This window comes from Pseudomonas sp. B20(2017), from assembly GCF_002113125.1.
Lineage (GTDB): Bacteria > Pseudomonadota > Gammaproteobacteria > Pseudomonadales > Pseudomonadaceae > Aquipseudomonas.
On record NZ_NEJP01000025.1, the window covers coordinates 70,592 to 87,365 of the forward strand.

Below are 16,774 nucleotides of genomic sequence, written 5' to 3' on the forward strand. Positions count from 1 at the left end.
GAGCCTAGCAGCGATTTGCCGTGTTGATTTCGGCGTCTTGGGCGAAGGGAAGTTCAGATTTTCTGCACTTTCCAGAAGCCGTGAAGTCCCAAACAACACACGCCACTCATCACCAATGCAGGAGAGCCACCATGGCCAACACCTCGTTACGCAAAGCCTCGTTGCAAAGCATGGAAGCGGAGATCGAGAGTCTGCTCAAGTCGTTGGAAAGCCTGAAGGACGACGCTTCGGACGAGTCGCGCAAGACCCTGAAAGCGCTCAAGGGCAACGCTGAAAGCGCGCTGAAACATTCGCGCAGCCTGCTCAGCGATGCCTACGAAGAAGTCAAAGTCAAAACCCGCGAGACCGGGATCGCCACCCGCGATTACGCGCAGGAACATCCGTGGACGACTGCCGGTGTCGCGGTCGGTGCGCTGGGGCTGCTGGCCGCTTATCTGTTGTTCAAGCGCGGCGAGTGATCCGCCTGGCGCAGCTCGTTCCTGAGCCACTGCGCCAATTGCCGGGCGCGCCCGTCTGCGGCGCGCTTGGGTAGCCACAACGCCAGTTGCGCCGGGGTTTCACTGAAACCCCACGGCGCGACCAGGCGCCCGGCCTTCAAGTCTTCGGTCACCAGCGGTTCCGGCGCGATCGCCACGCCCAGCCCGGCGACGGCCGCTTCCAGCAAGTAATACAAATGCTCGAAACCTTGCCCCAGCTTCAACGCCCTGGCGTCGAGGCCGCTTTGCTGCGCCCAGCTCGGCCAGGCTTGCGGGCGTGAAGTCGTGTGCAGCAAGGGTTCGTCGAGCAGGGCGATGGGCGGTGCCGATTGCAGGCGCTGGTAGCCGCTGAACAGCGGGCTCATGACCGGGCCGATGCGCTCGCTGGCCAGCTCATAGACTTGCATGTCTGCCGGCCATGGCGGTTCGGCGAACAGCAGCAATGCATCCAGCCCCGGGCGTCGTGGATCGAGATCGCCTTCACCGGCCGACAGGTGCAGACGCAAGTCCGGCAGATCGGCATTCAAGCGTCCCAGTCGCGGAATGAACCAGCGCGCCAGCAGACTCCCGGAGCAACCGAGCACGAACGGCGCATCGGCGGTGCTTTGGGTCAGTTCCGCGCAAACGCTGCGCAAGCGGTCGAACGCCTCGCCGCTGGCATCGCGCAATCGGATGCCGGCATCTGTGAGTTTCAGGCCACGACCGTCCTTGACGAAAAGACTGACGCCGAGATGCTCCTCCAGCACCTTGAGCTGGCGGCTGACCGCACCGTGGGTCACGTGCAGTTGCTCCGCAGCCTGACTGACGCTGTTCAGGCGGGCGGTGGCTTCGAAAGCGCGCAGGGCGTTCAGCGGGGGAAGGTCATGGCTCATGGTATCTGTGAGTTTTCCTGACAGGTTGTGGCGATCTTATCGGTTTTCAGCCTGGAAGGTCAGGGGTAGAGTGAACGCCATTGTCTTCTCGTGAAATCCGCTGGAGCGAACCATGACCCAGACTTCGAACACCTCCGATCTGCGTAACGGCCCTGACGCCAACGGCCTGTTTGGCTCGTTCGGCGGCCGTTACGTTGCTGAAACCCTGATGCCGTTGATCCTCGACCTGGCCCGCGAATACGAAGCGGCCAAGGAAGATCCGGCGTTCAAAGAAGAATTGGCCTACTTCCAGCGCGACTATGTCGGACGTCCGAGCCCTCTGTACTTCGCCGAGCGCCTGACCGAATTCTGCGGTGGCGCCAAGATCTACCTAAAGCGCGAAGAGCTGAACCACACCGGCGCGCACAAGATCAACAACTGCATCGGCCAGATCCTGCTGGCACGGCGCATGGGCAAGAAACGCATCATCGCCGAGACCGGCGCCGGCATGCACGGCGTGGCCACCGCTACGGTAGCCGCGCGTTTCGGTCTGGACTGCGTGATCTACATGGGCACCACCGACATCGAGCGTCAGCAGGCCAACGTGTTCCGCATGAAGCTGCTGGGCGCCGAGGTGATCCCGGTGGTCGCCGGCACCGGTACGCTGAAAGACGCAATGAACGAAGCGCTGCGTGACTGGGTGACCAACGTCGACAGCACCTTCTACCTGATCGGCACCGTGGCCGGTCCGCACCCTTATCCAGCCATGGTTCGCGACTTCCAGGCCGTGATCGGCAAGGAAACCCGCGATCAACTGCAAGCCCAGGAAGGTCGTCTGCCGGACAGTCTGGTGGCGTGCATTGGTGGCGGTTCCAACGCCATGGGCCTGTTCCACCCGTTCCTCGATGACAAAAGCGTCGAGATTATCGGCGTAGAAGCCGCCGGTTACGGTATTGAAACCGGCAAGCACGCGGCCAGCCTCAACGGCGGCGTACCGGGTGTGTTGCACGGCAACCGTACTTTCCTGCTGCAGGACGACGATGGCCAGATCATCGACGCCCACTCGATTTCCGCCGGCCTCGACTATCCGGGCATCGGCCCTGAACACGCGTGGTTGCATGACATCGGCCGCGTCCAGTACACCTCGGTGACCGACGACGAAGCCCTCGCCGCATTCCACCAGTGCTGCCGTCTGGAAGGGATCATTCCGGCACTGGAAAGCGCCCACGCCCTGGCCGAAGTATTCAAACGCGCACCGAAACTGCCGAAGGATCACCTGATGGTGGTCAACCTGTCCGGTCGCGGCGACAAAGACATGCAGACCGTCATGCACCACATGGAACACTCTCAACAAGAGCAATCCAAGCAGGAGAAACACTGATGAGCCGCCTGCAAACCCGCTTTGCCGAACTCAAGGAACAGAACCGTGCTGCCCTGGTGACCTTCGTTACCGCCGGTGATCCGGACTACGACACCTCGCTGGCAATCCTCAAAGGCCTGCCGAAAGCCGGTGCCGACGTGATCGAACTGGGCATGCCGTTCACCGACCCGATGGCCGACGGCCCGGCGATTCAGCTGGCGAACATCCGTGCCTTGGGCGCCAAGCAGAACCTGCTCAAAACCCTGCAAATGGTCCGCGAGTTCCGCAAGGACAACAGCGACACGCCGCTGGTGCTGATGGGTTACTTCAACCCGATTCACAAGTTCGGTGTCGAGCGCTTCATCGCCGAAGCCAAAGAGGCCGGCGTTGATGGCCTGATCGTGGTCGACATGCCACCGGAGCACAACTCGGAACTGTGCGACCCGGCCCAGGCTGCAGGCATCGACTTCATCCGCCTGACCACCCCGACCACCGATGATGCGCGTCTGCCGAAAGTGTTGAACGGCAGCTCCGGCTTCGTTTACTACGTGTCGGTTGCCGGTGTGACCGGTGCTGGCGCGGCGACGCTGGAACACGTCGAGGAGGCGGTGGCGCGTCTGCGTCGTCATACCGACCTGCCGATCAGCATCGGTTTTGGTATCCGCACGCCTGAGCAAGCCGCGTCCATTGCGCGTCTGGCCGATGGTGTGGTGGTGGGCTCGGCGCTGATTGATCACATCGCCAACGCGACCACGCCGGCTCAGGCCATCGACGGCGTGCTGAGCCTGTGTTCGGCGCTGTCCGAAGGCGTGCGTAAGGCTCGCGTCAGCTGAAGGTAAAGTTCCTGATACAGAGGAATTAGAGCCTCCACGCACAGACTAACCAAGCAAGACCGAGGGATTCAGGACCACGTTCTGAATCCCTTTTTGCTGTCAGTGCAGTGAGGAAAGACCCGATGAAAATGCCGAAACGTCTGATTGCCAGTCTGGGTGTGCTGATGATCAGCGCGACACCGCTGCTGGCCAGCGCCGATCCGCGCGACGATCACGACCACGGCGGCCCGCAACAGGGCCACTACGACAATCGCGGTGGTGATCACCATGATTGGCAAAGCAACCATCGCGGCGGCCCGCCGCCTCGGGACTTCGGCCCGGTGCGTCAGGTGATTCGCGACAATCATGGCTACTTCGTTCGCGGTGCGCCGCCGCCTCCAGGCATTCATCTGGTACGTGGCCGGCCGCTGCCCCATGGCTATTACGGCGAACGGCTGGATAACCGGGCGTTGAGTCGCCTGCCGTATTACCCGGGTTATGAATGGCGTCGTGCCGGCGGTGACATCGTGTTGATCGCGGTGGGCACCGGGATTGTTTACGAAGTGCTGGACGGCGTTCTGTACTGATCCATCAGGCAATAAAAAAGACCGCAGCCTTTACCGGCTGCGGTCTTTTGTTTTCAGGGCTGTTGTTCTTCAGGGTAATTCCAGTCCGCCCGAGGCTTTGTGCAGTTTGCGCAGATGCTCGCCGATCTGCTTCACGTTGGCCTCGCTGGCCGCAATCTCGGCTGCTCGTTTGGGCTCGAGCAATGCGCGTACTTCCTTATCGAGATCGCCGGTCAGGGCCAGCAACTGTTTCTGGCGCTGGCTGCTTTCCGCTTCCAGACGGCTGAACTCGCTCGGTTGCGGCAGGCCATAACCCCGGGAATCGAGCAGTTCTGCCGGCCGGCTGAGGAAGCCGCTGTTGGCGAGTATCTGCTGCAACGTGGCGTTAGCCTTGTCCATACCACCGTTCTCCAGCTCCCGGGCGCCGAGGTAGCGTTGTTTGACTTCATCCTGAGCCAACAGCAATTGGCGGCGGAAACTGGCTTGCTCCAGCAACAACAACGCGGCGCTGGTGCGCAGGTCAGCTCGTTCGAACCATGGGCGGCGCTCTTCGGCAGACAGCGAAAGCCATTCTTCAACGGTTGTCTGCTTGATCGGCAATTGCTTCTTCAAGACATCGAACATCGCCTGATAACGATCACGGAACGAGTCGAAGCGATAGCCCAGGCGCAACGCCTCCTTCGGATCATCGAGCACGCTGGTGTCGGCCAGGCCACGCCCTTTCAGCACTTCAAGCAAGCCGTTGGGCATGATGCTGTCGAGGCCGGTGAGCCGGGCGTTGTTGCTGCCGCTGCGTAGCAGTTTCAGGCCTTCGACGGCGCAGTTGTTGGAGAGGAAGAAGTAATTGCCGTCGTAGCTCCAGTGCATTTCGGCAGCGTGTTCGACAACGCCCTCGATTTCGCTGCGCGAGAGATTCAGCGGCACCGACGCCAGGCTGCGCAGTTCGGTCTTGGTGTATTCGTCGATCACCTGCGCCAGCGGCAGCACGAACAGTCGCGACGGGTACTTGCCGACCAGTCCGTCCCAGCTCGACAGCTGCACGTCACCGACAAAGGCGCGGTATGACAGCACCAGATGCTGATCCAGATCCAGTCGGCAGTCCGGCCCGCGCGGCCGGCCCGGTGCGCAGATCACCAGACGCAGCATGCTGTGGCCCCAACGGCTGACCCAGTTCTGGTTGGCTTCGGCCAACAGGTAATCCACCGCGTACACGCGCTCCGGGTCGACCTGGCCCAGGGGCTGTTTGGCAAAGTCGTTGCCGGCATTGAGGAAGGCGAAGGTTTTGGCGCACGCATCCTTGGCCGGCGGTGCCCAGCCGAAGTGTTGCTGGTAAAAGCGATACAGCGCCGGGCGTCGGCAGGCGTAACTCGGGTCGAGGAGGAAATACTCCATGTTGACCGCGACAAACTCCTTCGGGCTTGAGATTTCGTAGAGGTCGGGGCTGCGGGCGATCTGCCGGTTGTGCTGTTCACGTTCGCCACGACGGCCGACGTATTGCTGCCAGCCTGCGAGGTCGAGCAGGCGTGGATCATCGCTGAGGGTGAAGCGCCGACCGTTCTGGCCGCGGCACTCATCGGGAATGCCGATCAGCCCGGCGCTGTTGTTGCGCCGGGTGCAGCGCTGGATCAGCGTGCGTTCGGCCGCCGGCCACAAGCGCGCGCGATCGTAAATGTGGGTGATTTCATGCAGCACCGTGGCCAGCAGTTCCCGGCGAACGGTGCCGTGAGGGCGATTGGTTTTTTGAGTGGCCGCGCTGCCATCGGTCAGACTGGCGAGCAGTTTGCGGTTCAGGTCCAGCTCGGAGACGAGCGTCGCCTGGCCGTAAGCATTGCCGGGCATGTCGTCGGTCCAGCCGACATCGATGCGCCGGTCCAGGCGTTCGATGAAGCTCGGCGGTAACGCCTGCATGGCTTCATCGAGCAGCGCCTGGCTGGCCTGTTGTTGGGCGGGGCTCAGACCGTCGGTCTTGAGCCGCAATTGCAGGCCGGCGTGGGCGCTGTTGCCAAGCAGCAACAGCGCCCCGGCCAGCAGCCAGGCGCCGAGTGACTTCACAGTGCGAGGATGGCTTCGGCGAGTACCTGATCACTGGCGTCGCGAGCTTCCGGCACGCGGGTGCGCAAGGTGTTGAAAGCGGCTTCCAGGTTTGCACCACGGATATCACCGTCGCTGGCCACGAAACTGGCAGCGTCGTCGTGGGCTTCGCGGATGATTTTCGAGTCGCGAATCGACGTGGTGGTGTCGGAGGTGAAATCGATGGTGCGCTGGGAGGCGCGGACGATGATGTTACTGGTGGCTACCAGGGTGTGTGCCTGGGTCATATCGGCCAACAACAGCAGGCCAAGGGCGGCAGCAATCAGCGGGCTACGCATGGAACGACTCCGAAAAGACAGGGATGACTATTGGACGAGAATTGCCTGTGCCAGTTCAAGGTCGCTGACATGAAGTTTTGGCCGGCTTTTGCGCAGGTAATGCAGGGCGGATTCCAGCTGTGCGCCGCGCATCTGGCCGTCACTGGCAACGAACGCTGCGGCATCGTCGTGCGCGGCGATGATCAGTTTACGGTCGAACGGCGCGGAAGACACCATGCCGGTGGCCCAGACGCTGACCACGGTGTTCTGTGTGGACACATCGAAGGCGTCTGCCAGAGGAATCCAGCAGGCGGTAATCAGTACAGAAGGGATAAGCAGATTTGTAAGAAAACGCATGGGACTCGGCAACTGTTGGCGAGTCCCAAGGCTAGCGCAATGCCCGGACTAGAGCCAGCGCCGAAACATCGGGACACGACCGGCGTGCCCCGTAATGTTTCTGTCGCTTAGATCGTCAGAATGGCCTGGGCCAGCTGTGCGTCGGTCGCGTTCAGTTGTGGAGCCTGATGACGGATGTGATCCAGTGCGCTCTCCAGTTTCACGCCACGGATTTCGCCTTCGCTGGCCACGAAGCTGGCAGCATCGTCACGGGCGGCGAGCACGATCTTGTCGTCACGGAAGGACGAAGTGACGTCGGATGTGGCGTCGGAAGAGGACTTGAGCGCGCCAACCACGGCGTCAGTGGTAACGATGAAGCTGGTGGCGCTGGCGTTGGCAGCGACGGCCAGCAGGGTGGCGGCGCTGAGCAGACGAAGGCGGGACATGGGAGAACTCCTGTGGGTAAACCGTATTGAGAGGTGGCTCGGTGTCTGAGGGTCAGACGCCATTCGCACAGCATTCGCCACGTTCTGCATGGATCTTAGGCTTCCCTTGCGGATTCGCACAGTGGTCAGGATGCTGGCCTGAACACATTTTTCGAAACTGTACTTATCATTTGTTTTGATATTTAAAACTGTACCTGTCTAATGTTTCAGGCTTGGGTATTCAGGTTTTTCAGGCCTGAAACGACAAGACCCGTCGCGGTTTCCCGCGACGGGTCTTGTATATTCAATTCGGGTTGCTGGCGTGGGTCTAGCGACCAGAGCCAGCGACGCTACTTAGCGCCAGAACGGCTTGCTCAGCTCTTCGTAGCGTTGTGCTTCGCTAATCCCGGCGTCAGCCAGCAGACGCGAATCCAGACGAGCCAGTTGGTGGCGGCTGGAGATGCGGCGCTGCCACAGCATCAGGTTGGCGATAACGCGCAGAGGCAGGGAAGCCTGGGTGTTTACAGCTTTGTCTTCGAAGAACAGTTCGGAACTGAGTGTACGTTCCATGGTTGACATCCTTCCGCTTGTGGCGGGATTAGGTAGTGGTTTAACTGGTGCCCATAATCCTCTCGTTTGGCCAGACTCTCTAGATACAGTTCACCTGTATTGTGAGTGACCAGTTAACTGTTTATAGGGGGTGTACGGGTCAAAATCGCGCAAACTGTACCTGTCTGCGCTTATTTGGTGCATTTTTACCCAATTCGATGATTCGAGTAGGCAAAAGCCGTAGGAAAAGACCGGTACAGCAGTACAGTTTTTGGCGATTGAGGTGGTTTTCAAAATCCCGCTGGCGAAACTGTGTTTGCGCCAGCGGAAAATCTGTGCGGATTACACCGCCAGCATGCGTCCGGTTTCTTCCAGATTGATGTGCCAACTCAGGGCGTCACGCAGGATGTGCGGGGTGTGGCCGCCAATGGCGCAGGCTTTTTCGAAGTAGTCGTTCAGCGCCTGGCGGAAATCCGGGTGCACACAGTTATCGATGATGACCCGGGCACGTTCCCGTGGCGCCAGGCCGCGCAGGTCGGCCAGGCCCACCTCGGTCACCAGGATGTCGACGTCATGTTCGGTATGGTCGACGTGGCTGACCATTGGCACCACGCTGGAAATCGCGCCGCCCTTGGCGATCGACTTGGTCACGAACACCGCCAGGTGTGCGTTGCGCGCGAAGTCGCCCGAGCCGCCGATGCCGTTCATCATCCGCGTGCCGCAGACGTGGGTGGAGTTGACGTTGCCATAGATGTCGAACTCAAGGGCCGTATTGATGCCGATGATGCCCAGGCGCCGCACCACTTCCGGGTGGTTGGAGATTTCCTGGGGACGCAACACCAGCTTGTCCTTGTACTTCTCCAGGTTGCCGAACACGTCGCTGTTGCGCCGCTCCGACAGGGTGATCGAGCTGCCCGACGCGAAGCTCAGCTTACCGGCGTCGATCAGGTCGAAGGTCGAGTCCTGCAGCACTTCGGAATACATGGTCAGGTCTTCGAACGGCGAATCGATCAGCCCGCACATCACCGCGTTGGCAATGTTGCCGATCCCGGCCTGCAACGGCCCGAGCTTGTTGGTCATGCGCCCGGCATCGACTTCCTGCTTGAGAAATGTGATCAAGTGATCGGCGATGGCTTTGGTGTCGACATCCGGCGACGACACGGTGGATGGCGAGTCCGACTGCTGGGTGATGACGATCGCGACGATCTTCTCCGGCGGGATCGGGATCGCAGTGCTGCCGATGCGATCGTCGACCTTTACCAGCGGAATTGGCGTACGGGTCGGGCGATAGGTCGGAATATAGATGTCATGCAGACCTTCGAGGTTGGCGTTGTGCGCCAGGTTGATCTCGACGATCACGTGTTTGGCGAAGATCGCGAAGCTCGCCGAGTTACCCACCGAAGTGGTCGGCACGATGTGGCCCTGTTCGGTGATGGCCACGGCTTCGATCACGGCGATGTCCGGCAGCTTCAGTTGCTGATTGCGCAGTTGTTCGACGGTTTCCGACAGGTGCTGGTCGATGAACATCACTTCGCCGGCGTTGATCGCCTTGCGCAAGGTGCTGTCGACCTGGAACGGCATACGCCGCGACAGCACGCCGGCTTCGGTCAGTTGCTTGTCGAGGTCGTTGCCCAGGCTGGCGCCGGTCATCAGGCTGATCTTCAGCGGCGTGACCTTGGCTCGCTCGGCCAGCGCATGGGGCACGGCCTTGGCTTCGCCGGCGCGGGTAAAGCCGCTCATGCCGACGGTCATGCCGTCCTCAATCAGCGCAGCGGCGTCGGCGGCGCTCATCACTTTATCCAACAACGAAGGCAGGCGAATACGGTCACGGTACATGGATTATTTTCTCGGGCAGCGAGTAGCAGGATGCGCAGTCTAGTGAATTTCGCGAGCGCCTGTCCCGCTACCAAGGTCGCAAACGAGGCGTCTATTTAGCGGGTTTCAAGTAAAACACCGTTACCGGATCTGCAACAACGCGGCAAATTGTCCGACGGTTTGCGCAAACAAAAACGCCCCGACAAGTCGGGGCGTCCGGTGCTGCCGGCGAGGGTTACTCGACCGCTTTGACCATGTCTTCGATGACTTTTTTCGCGTCGCCGAACACCATCATGGTCTTGTCCAGGTAGAACAGTTCGTTGTCCAGACCGGCATAGCCGCTGGCCATCGAGCGCTTGTTGACGATGATGGTCTTGGCCTTGAACGCTTCGAGGATCGGCATTCCGGCAATCGGCGATTTCGGATCGTTCTTGGCGGCCGGGTTGACCACGTCGTTGGCGCCGAGTACCAGCACCACGTCGGCCTGGCCGAACTCGGAGTTGATGTCTTCCATCTCGAACACCTGGTCGTACGGCACTTCGGCCTCGGCCAGCAGTACGTTCATGTGCCCAGGCATCCGACCGGCCACCGGGTGGATCGCGTACTTCACGGTCACGCCATGGTGGGTCAGCTTCTCGGTCAGCTCTTTTAGGGCGTGCTGTGCACGGGCCACCGCCAGACCGTAACCTGGAACGATGATCACGGTGTCTGCGTTGGTCAGCAGGAAGGTCGCGTCGTCAGCCGAGCCGGATTTCACTGGACGGGCTTCCTTCTCACCGGCAGGACCGGCGTCTGCTGTATTGCCGAAACCGCCGAGCAGTACATTAAAGAAGGAACGGTTCATCGCCTTGCACATGATGTACGAGAGGATCGCACCGCTCGAACCCACCAGCGAACCTGCAATGATCAGCATCGAGTTGTTCAGCGAGAAGCCGATACCCGCCGCTGCCCAGCCGGAATAGCTGTTGAGCATCGACACCACCACCGGCATGTCGGCGCCGCCGATCGGGATGATGATCAGCACGCCCATGACGAACGCCAGGGCCAGCATCAGGGCGAACGCGGCAAGGTTGCCTGTCAGCATGAAGGTGACGCCGAGGATCAGCGTCGCCAGACCCAATACTGCATTCAGCTTGTGCTGACCGCTGAACTGTACCGGTGCGCCCTGGAACAGGCGGAACTTGTACTTGCCCGAGAGCTTGCCGAACGCAATCACCGAACCGGAGAAGGTGATTGCACCGATGGCTGCGCCAAGGAACAGCTCCAGACGGTTACCCGCCGGGATCGAGTCGCCCAGTTGCTTGACGATGCCCAGGGACTGCGGCTCGACCACGGCAGCAATGGCGATGAACACCGCTGCCAGACCGATCATGCTGTGCATGAACGCAACCAGTTCCGGCATTTTGGTCATTTCAACGCGCTTGGCCATGATCGAACCGGCGGTGCCGCCGATCAGCAGGCCGACGATCACGTAACCGATGCCAGCAGTCGCCAGCTCAGCGCCCAGCTTATAGATGAGGCCGACAGTAGTGATGATTGCCAGCGCCATGCCGAGCATGCCGAACAGGTTGCCGCGGCGCGACGTGGTCGGGTGCGACAGGCCTTTGAGGGCCTGGATGAAGCAGATCGACGCGATCAGGTAGAGCGTCGTGACGAGGTTCATGCTCATTACTTAGGCGCCTCTTCTTTTGCTTTCGGGGCTTTCTTCTTGAACATCTCAAGCATGCGGCGGGTGACCAGGAAGCCACCGAACACGTTGACCGCGGCCAGTGCCACCGCGAGGGTGCCCATGGTCTTGCCCAGCGGGGTCACGGTCAGTGCGGCGGCGAGCATGGCGCCGACGATCACGATCGCCGAAATGGCGTTGGTCACGGCCATCAAAGGCGTGTGCAGCGCGGGTGTAACGTTCCAGACCACGTGGTAACCGACATAAATCGCCAGCACGAAGATGATCAGGTTGTAGATACCGGGGGAGATAAGCTCTTCCATCGTCTGAATCCCTGCTTAGGCGTTTTTGCGGATGACTTGGCCGTCGCGGCACATCAGGCACGCGGCGACGATGTCGTCTTCGAGGTTCACTTCGAACTGGCCTTCTTTGGTGAAGACCAGCTTCAGGAAGTCCAGCAGGTTGCGTGCGTACAGCGCCGAGGCATCTGCGGCGACTTCACCGGCGAGGTTGGTCGGACCGACGATGGTCACGCCGTTTTCGATCACGACCTGATCGGCCACGGTCAGCGGGCAGTTGCCCCCTTGGGCTGCAGCGAGGTCGATGACCACCGAGCCGGGTTTCATCTGCGCCACGGTTTCCGCGCTGAGCAGCGTCGGCGCCTTGCGGCCCGGAATCAGTGCGGTGGTGATGACGATGTCGGCCTGCTTGGCGCGCTCGTGCACGGCCTGGGCCTGACGCTGCATCCAGCTCGCCGGCATCGGGCGGGCGTAACCGCCGACGCCGACCGCGCATTCGCGTTCTTCATCGGTCTCGTAAGGCACATCGACGAACTTGGCGCCGAGGGACTCGATCTGTTCCTTTACGGCCGGACGTACGTCGGACGCTTCGATGACGGCACCCAGACGTTTCGCCGTGGCAATCGCCTGCAACCCGGCCACACCCGCGCCAAGAATCAGCACGCGCGCCGCTTTCACGGTGCCCGCAGCGGTCATCAGCATCGGCATGAAGCGCGGATAGTAGTGAGCGGCCAGCAGCACGGCCTTATAGCCGGCAATGTTCGCCTGGGACGACAACACGTCGAGGCTCTGGGCCCGGGAGGTGCGTGGCGCCGCTTCCAGGGCGAACGCGGTAATCCCGCACTCGGCCATCTTCGCGATGGTGTCGTTGTTGAACGGGTTGAGCATGCCCACCAGCACTGTGCCGCGCTTGATCAGCGTGAGCTCGGCATCGCTTGGCGCGACCACTTTGAGAATCAGCTCGGCGCCAAACGCGTCATTGGCACTGCCAATGGTTGCGCCTGCCGCTTCATAGGCACTGTCGACAACGCTGGCTTTGACGCCGGCGCCGGATTGCACAGTGACCTTATGACCTTGGCTGATCAGCTTTTTAATGGTTTCCGGGGTTGCAGCAACCCGTGTTTCACCGGTCTGGGTTTCGAGAGGAACACCAATGTGCACGTCAAATCTCCTGCGTGATCTTATTGAGTAAACCCATGCACTACGGATGGTGCGACTGGGGCGGCCGATCAGCACGATCCCGCCAAATCAGGGCGGGGCGCGGCATTTTGCAGGCGAAGTTTATGCCCTTCAAGGGATTATGACGGGTGACGGAAAATTAACTACAAGTCATCCCGTGACCGAATGTCGCAGATGGCCAGTTGAATCCCTTGCAGGCCGTGCCTTTCAAGGAGTCTGGATGAATTTGAAGAATTTTCTCATCGGTGACGTGAATAGGCCGCAATGAGTCGCGAATGAGGGCGCAAAGCCACGTCGGCAGGCGCTTGTGGGACGTCTGTACGACTTTCGTATACAGTCTGTCGATTTGCGACAAATAGTTATATCTGTAGGGCTTTGATTTTTCTGACTACGGGGTTAGTAATCGCTGAAAGCCTCTAGCCTTCTAGGTTGTAGCTGTGTGCCTGGTTGACCAGCCAATCGCGAAAAGCCTTGAGGGAGGCCGATTCGACCTTTCGCTCCGGAATCATCAGGTAATACGCCTTGATGCTGGAGAGCTCGTTCGGGTTGGCAATCACCAGGCGTTTCTCGGCCAATTCGCGTTGAATCAGGAATGGCGGGATCAGCGCGATGCCCATGTCGTGCATGGCTGCCTGGGCCAGCATGGAGAATAGCTCGTAGCGCGGACCTGTCATGTCGCGGGGGATGGTCAGGTGTTGCGAGTTGAACCACTGGCGCCAGGCGTAGGGGCGGGTGGTTTGCTGGAGCAGCGGCAGATCGGCGATTTCATCGGGTGTCAGATGCGTTTTGTTACCGAGCAGGGCAGGACTGCACACCGGCATCGGATTCTCGCCCATCAGCCTGTGGGATTCAGTGCCGGACCAGTCGGCATCGCCGAAGTAGATGGCGGCATCGAAGTCGGTGTCGGCAAACAGGAACGGGCGCGTGCGGTTGGTCAGGTTGACCGTCACTTCCGGGTGCTTGAGCTGGAAGTCCTTCAGTCTTGGCAGCAGCCATTGCGTGCCGAAGGTCGGTACCACGGCGAGCTCGATCACGTTGGTACCTTGCTGACCCATCACTGACAGGGTGTCGCGCTCCACTGCGTCGAGTTGGGTGGCGACCCGACGGCTGTAGGAAAGGCCCGCTTCTGTCAGCTTCACCCCGCGACGCGAGCGTCGGAAGAGTTCGACGCTGAGGAAGTCCTCCAGGCTGGCGATCTGTCGGCAAATGGCGCCCTGAGTGAGGGAGAGTTCTTCGGCGGCCTTGGTAAAGCTCTCGTGACGGGCGGCAGCCTCGAAGCTGATCAGGGCTGTGGTACTGGGTATCTTGCGGCGCATGTACGTAAACCTCACCAATATGTCGCTCAATCGGCATTTTGCGACGTTTCGGAGTGAGAAATTAGCACAACAGGATGCGAAATCCTCGTTTGCCGGGATGGCGAAGCGGGCCTAGGATCAATGCCACGTTAATTCACCCGATTTGCGAGGACTCACTCATGGGCGGTAAAGCTAGCTTCAACTGGATCGATCCCCTGCTGCTGGATCAACAGCTGACTGAAGAAGAACGCATGATCCGCGACACTGCCGAGCAATTCGCCCAGCAGAGCCTCGCGCCACGCGTTCTGGAAGCCTTCCGCCATGAGAAGACCGATCCAGCGATCTTCCGTGAAATGGGTGAGGTCGGCCTGTTGGGCGCGACCATCCCCGAGCAGTACGGTGGCAGCGGCCTCAACTACGTCAGCTATGGCCTGATTGCTCGTGAGGTCGAGCGTGTCGACTCTGGCTACCGATCGATGATGAGTGTGCAGTCTTCGCTGGTGATGGTACCGATCAACGAATTCGGTACTGAAGCACAGAAGCAGAAATACCTGCCGAAACTGGCTTCCGGCGAGTGGATCGGCTGCTTTGGTCTGACCGAGCCTAACCACGGTTCCGACCCGGGTGCGATGATTACTCGCGCACGTAAAGTCGACGGCGGCTACAGCCTGACCGGCGCGAAAATGTGGATCACCAATAGCCCGATCGCCGATGTGTTTGTGGTCTGGGCCAAGGACGATGCTGGCGATATTCGCGGTTTCGTTCTGGAGAAGGGCTGGAAAGGTCTGAGCGCTCCGGCGATTCACGGCAAGGTCGGCCTGCGGGCTTCGATCACCGGCGAAATCGTCATGGACAACGTGTTCGTGCCGGAAGAGAACATCTTCCCGGATGTACGTGGTCTGAAAGGTCCGTTCACCTGCCTCAACTCTGCACGTTATGGCATCTCTTGGGGCGCGTTGGGTGCTGCCGAGTTCTGCTGGCACACCGCTCGCCAGTACACCCTGGATCGTCAGCAGTTCGGCCGTCCGTTGGCCGCCACTCAGTTGATCCAGAAGAAGCTGGCTGACATGCAGACCGAGATCACTCTGGCACTCCAAGGCTGCCTGCGTCTGGGTCGCATGAAAGATGAGGGCACCGCTGCGGTTGAAATCACTTCGATCATGAAGCGCAACTCTTGCGGCAAGTCTCTGGAGATTGCTCGCATGGCGCGTGACATGTTGGGCGGCAACGGGATCTCCGATGAATTCGGTGTGGCCCGTCACCTGGTCAACCTGGAAGTGGTGAATACCTATGAAGGCACTCACGACGTTCACGCGCTGATCCTCGGTCGTGCGCAGACCGGCCTGCAGGCGTTCTATTAATAGGAGAGCGACCATGGGCGCGCTGTCGCATCTGCGGGTACTGGATTTATCGCGAGTGCTGGCCGGCCCATGGGCCGGGCAGATTCTTGCCGACCTTGGGGCGGAAGTGATCAAGGTCGAGCGCCCAGGTAATGGTGACGATACCCGCGCCTGGGGGCCGCCCTTCCTGAAAGACGCCTATGGTGAGAACACCAGCGAGGCGGCTTATTACCTGTCGGCCAACCGCAACAAGCAATCGGTGACGATCGACTTCACGCGTCCCGAGGGTCAGAAGCTTGTGCGGGAGCTGGCGGCCAAGTCGGACATCCTGATCGAGAACTTCAAGGTCGGTGGGTTGGCGGCTTATGGTCTGGACTATGAGTCGCTGAAGGCGATCAATCCTGATCTGATCTATTGCTCGATCACAGGCTTTGGCCAGACCGGGCCGTATGCCAAACGCGCGGGTTATGACTTCATGATTCAGGGGCTTGGCGGGCTGATGAGCCTCACCGGGCGACCTGAGGGTGACGAGGGCGCCGGGCCGGTGAAGGTGGGTGTGGCGCTCACGGATATCCTCACGGGGCTTTATTCGACCGTGGCGATCCTGGCGGCACTGGCTCATCGTGATCACGATGGGGGCGGGCAGCATATCGATATGGCGCTGCTGGATGTGCAGGTGGCATGCCTGGCCAATCAGGCGATGAACTACCTGACGACGGGCACGGCGCCGAAGCGGCTGGGGAATGCGCATCCGAACATCGTGCCGTATCAGGATTTTCCTACGGCTGACGGCGACTTCATTCTCACGGTGGGCAACGACGGGCAGTTCCGTAAATTTGCCGAAGTGGCGGGGCAGCCGCAGTGGGCGGACGATCCGCGTTTCGCGACTAATAAACTGCGGGTGGCGAATCGGACTGTACTGATTCCGCTGATCCGTCAGGCGACAGTCTTCAAGACGACTGCAGAGTGGGTGGCTCAGCTGGAGCAGGCAGGTGTGCCGTGTGGGCCGATCAATGATCTGTCACAGGTATTCGAGGATCCGCAGGTGAAGTCTCGCGGGTTGGCGATTGAGCTGCCTCACGCGTTGGCGGGGATGGTGCCGCAGGTGGCCAGTCCGATTCGGCTGTCGCGGACGCCTGTCGAGTATCGCCATGCGCCTCCTTTGTTGGGTGAGCATACCTTGGACGTTTTGCAGCGGGTGCTGGGTCTGGGGGCGGGTGCAGTGGCTGCGATGAAGGAGGATGGAGTGCTCTGAGGCTTCTCTCTATATAGAAGGGGTGCGGGATCCTTCTTCTATATAGAGGGAGTTGGATGTTTTTTGGTCTATCTGCAAGTTATTGAAAGAAAAGCGAAATTAAGGGTTGACGGCAGATTCTGAGTCTCTATAATTCGCCCCACTTCCGGCGCAGCCGAAACGGAAAACTCCTTGAGATTCAATGAGTTAAGTAGGTTTCGAG

17 protein-coding genes are annotated in these 16,774 nt (G+C 60.3%); 6 read left to right on the plus strand and 11 right to left on the minus strand.

Annotated features, from left to right (window positions below):
• Positions 1-131 precede the first annotated feature (131 nt).
• Positions 132-458, plus strand: coding sequence for a YqjD family protein (locus tag CAF63_RS27035; protein WP_007953918.1), 327 nt, complete (start codon positions 132-134; stop codon positions 456-458).
• On the opposite strand, the gene CAF63_RS27040 is transcribed toward CAF63_RS27035, so the two are convergent.
• Entirely contained in the window at positions 431-1,348 is a 918-nt protein-coding gene (locus tag CAF63_RS27040) for a LysR family transcriptional regulator (RefSeq protein ID WP_085690447.1), read from the minus strand. The genes CAF63_RS27035 and CAF63_RS27040 overlap by 28 nt on opposite strands.
• Before the next feature lie 112 nt (positions 1,349-1,460).
• On the opposite strand from CAF63_RS27040, the gene trpB reads away from it, so the two are divergent.
• The 3 genes from trpB to CAF63_RS27055 all read left to right on the plus strand — a co-directional run bounded on the left by trpB (position 1,461) and on the right by CAF63_RS27055 (position 4,086).
• The gene (gene trpB / locus CAF63_RS27045) at positions 1,461-2,708 is read left to right on the plus strand and encodes a tryptophan synthase subunit beta (RefSeq protein ID WP_064379337.1); all 1,248 of its coding nucleotides are present in this window, start codon (positions 1,461-1,463) and stop codon (positions 2,706-2,708) included.
• On the plus strand, positions 2,708-3,520 hold the full coding sequence (trpA, locus tag CAF63_RS27050) for a tryptophan synthase subunit alpha (protein ID WP_085690448.1): 813 nt from the start codon (positions 2,708-2,710) through the stop codon (positions 3,518-3,520). Before trpB ends, trpA begins: the two co-directional genes overlap by 1 nt.
• Positions 3,521-3,642: 122 nt before the next feature.
• The gene (locus tag CAF63_RS27055; protein WP_064379331.1) at positions 3,643-4,086 is read left to right on the plus strand and encodes an anti-virulence regulator CigR family protein; all 444 of its coding nucleotides are present in this window, start codon (positions 3,643-3,645) and stop codon (positions 4,084-4,086) included.
• 69 nt (positions 4,087-4,155) lie between these two features.
• On the opposite strand, the gene CAF63_RS27060 is transcribed toward CAF63_RS27055, so the two are convergent.
• The 10 genes from CAF63_RS27060 to CAF63_RS27105 form a co-directional block, all read right to left on the minus strand.
• Positions 4,156-6,117 carry a DUF4105 domain-containing protein gene (locus tag CAF63_RS27060; RefSeq protein WP_085690449.1) on the minus strand — a complete coding sequence of 654 codons (1,962 nt, stop codon included), beginning with the start codon at positions 6,115-6,117 and terminating at the stop codon, positions 4,156-4,158.
• Positions 6,114-6,434, minus strand: coding sequence for a DUF2388 domain-containing protein (locus CAF63_RS27065; protein ID WP_085690450.1), 321 nt, complete (start codon positions 6,432-6,434; stop codon positions 6,114-6,116). The genes CAF63_RS27060 and CAF63_RS27065 overlap by 4 nt, the downstream gene beginning before the upstream one ends.
• A gap of 27 nt (positions 6,435-6,461) precedes the next feature.
• The gene (locus CAF63_RS27070) at positions 6,462-6,770 is read right to left on the minus strand and encodes a DUF2388 domain-containing protein (protein ID WP_085690451.1); all 309 of its coding nucleotides are present in this window, start codon (positions 6,768-6,770) and stop codon (positions 6,462-6,464) included.
• Positions 6,771-6,877: 107 nt separating this feature from the next.
• Positions 6,878-7,195, minus strand: coding sequence for a DUF2388 domain-containing protein (locus tag CAF63_RS27075; RefSeq protein WP_085690452.1), 318 nt, complete (start codon positions 7,193-7,195; stop codon positions 6,878-6,880).
• A 333-nt stretch (positions 7,196-7,528) separates the two neighbouring features.
• The gene (locus tag CAF63_RS27080) at positions 7,529-7,744 is read right to left on the minus strand and encodes a DUF1127 domain-containing protein (protein ID WP_007911656.1); all 216 of its coding nucleotides are present in this window, start codon (positions 7,742-7,744) and stop codon (positions 7,529-7,531) included.
• A 321-nt stretch (positions 7,745-8,065) separates the two neighbouring features.
• Positions 8,066-9,559: an acetyl-CoA hydrolase/transferase family protein gene (locus tag CAF63_RS27085; RefSeq protein ID WP_085690453.1), complete on the minus strand. Its 1,494-nt coding sequence runs from the start codon at positions 9,557-9,559 to the stop codon at positions 8,066-8,068.
• 214 nt (positions 9,560-9,773) lie between these two features.
• A complete protein-coding gene (locus CAF63_RS27090) occupies positions 9,774-11,207 on the minus strand; it encodes an NAD(P)(+) transhydrogenase (Re/Si-specific) subunit beta (RefSeq protein WP_085613551.1) in 1,434 nt (477 codons plus the stop codon).
• Entirely contained in the window at positions 11,207-11,527 is a 321-nt protein-coding gene (locus CAF63_RS27095) for an NAD(P) transhydrogenase subunit alpha (RefSeq protein WP_003220416.1), read from the minus strand. The genes CAF63_RS27090 and CAF63_RS27095 overlap by 1 nt, the downstream gene beginning before the upstream one ends.
• 15 nt (positions 11,528-11,542) lie before the next feature.
• On the minus strand, positions 11,543-12,664 hold the full coding sequence (locus tag CAF63_RS27100) for a Re/Si-specific NAD(P)(+) transhydrogenase subunit alpha (protein WP_085690454.1): 1,122 nt from the start codon (positions 12,662-12,664) through the stop codon (positions 11,543-11,545).
• Positions 12,665-13,098: 434 nt separating this feature from the next.
• A complete protein-coding gene (locus tag CAF63_RS27105) occupies positions 13,099-13,998 on the minus strand; it encodes a LysR family transcriptional regulator (protein WP_085690455.1) in 900 nt (299 codons plus the stop codon).
• 158 nt (positions 13,999-14,156) lie between these two features.
• On the opposite strand from CAF63_RS27105, the gene CAF63_RS27110 reads away from it, so the two are divergent.
• Together CAF63_RS27110 and CAF63_RS27115 are read left to right on the plus strand one after the other, a co-directional pair.
• Entirely contained in the window at positions 14,157-15,338 is a 1,182-nt protein-coding gene (locus CAF63_RS27110) for an acyl-CoA dehydrogenase (protein ID WP_011331834.1), read from the plus strand.
• Between the two features lie 13 nt (positions 15,339-15,351).
• Complete coding sequence (locus CAF63_RS27115) at positions 15,352-16,572, plus strand: CaiB/BaiF CoA-transferase family protein (RefSeq protein ID WP_085690456.1); 1,221 nt, start codon at positions 15,352-15,354, stop codon at positions 16,570-16,572.
• Positions 16,573-16,774 lie beyond the last annotated feature (202 nt).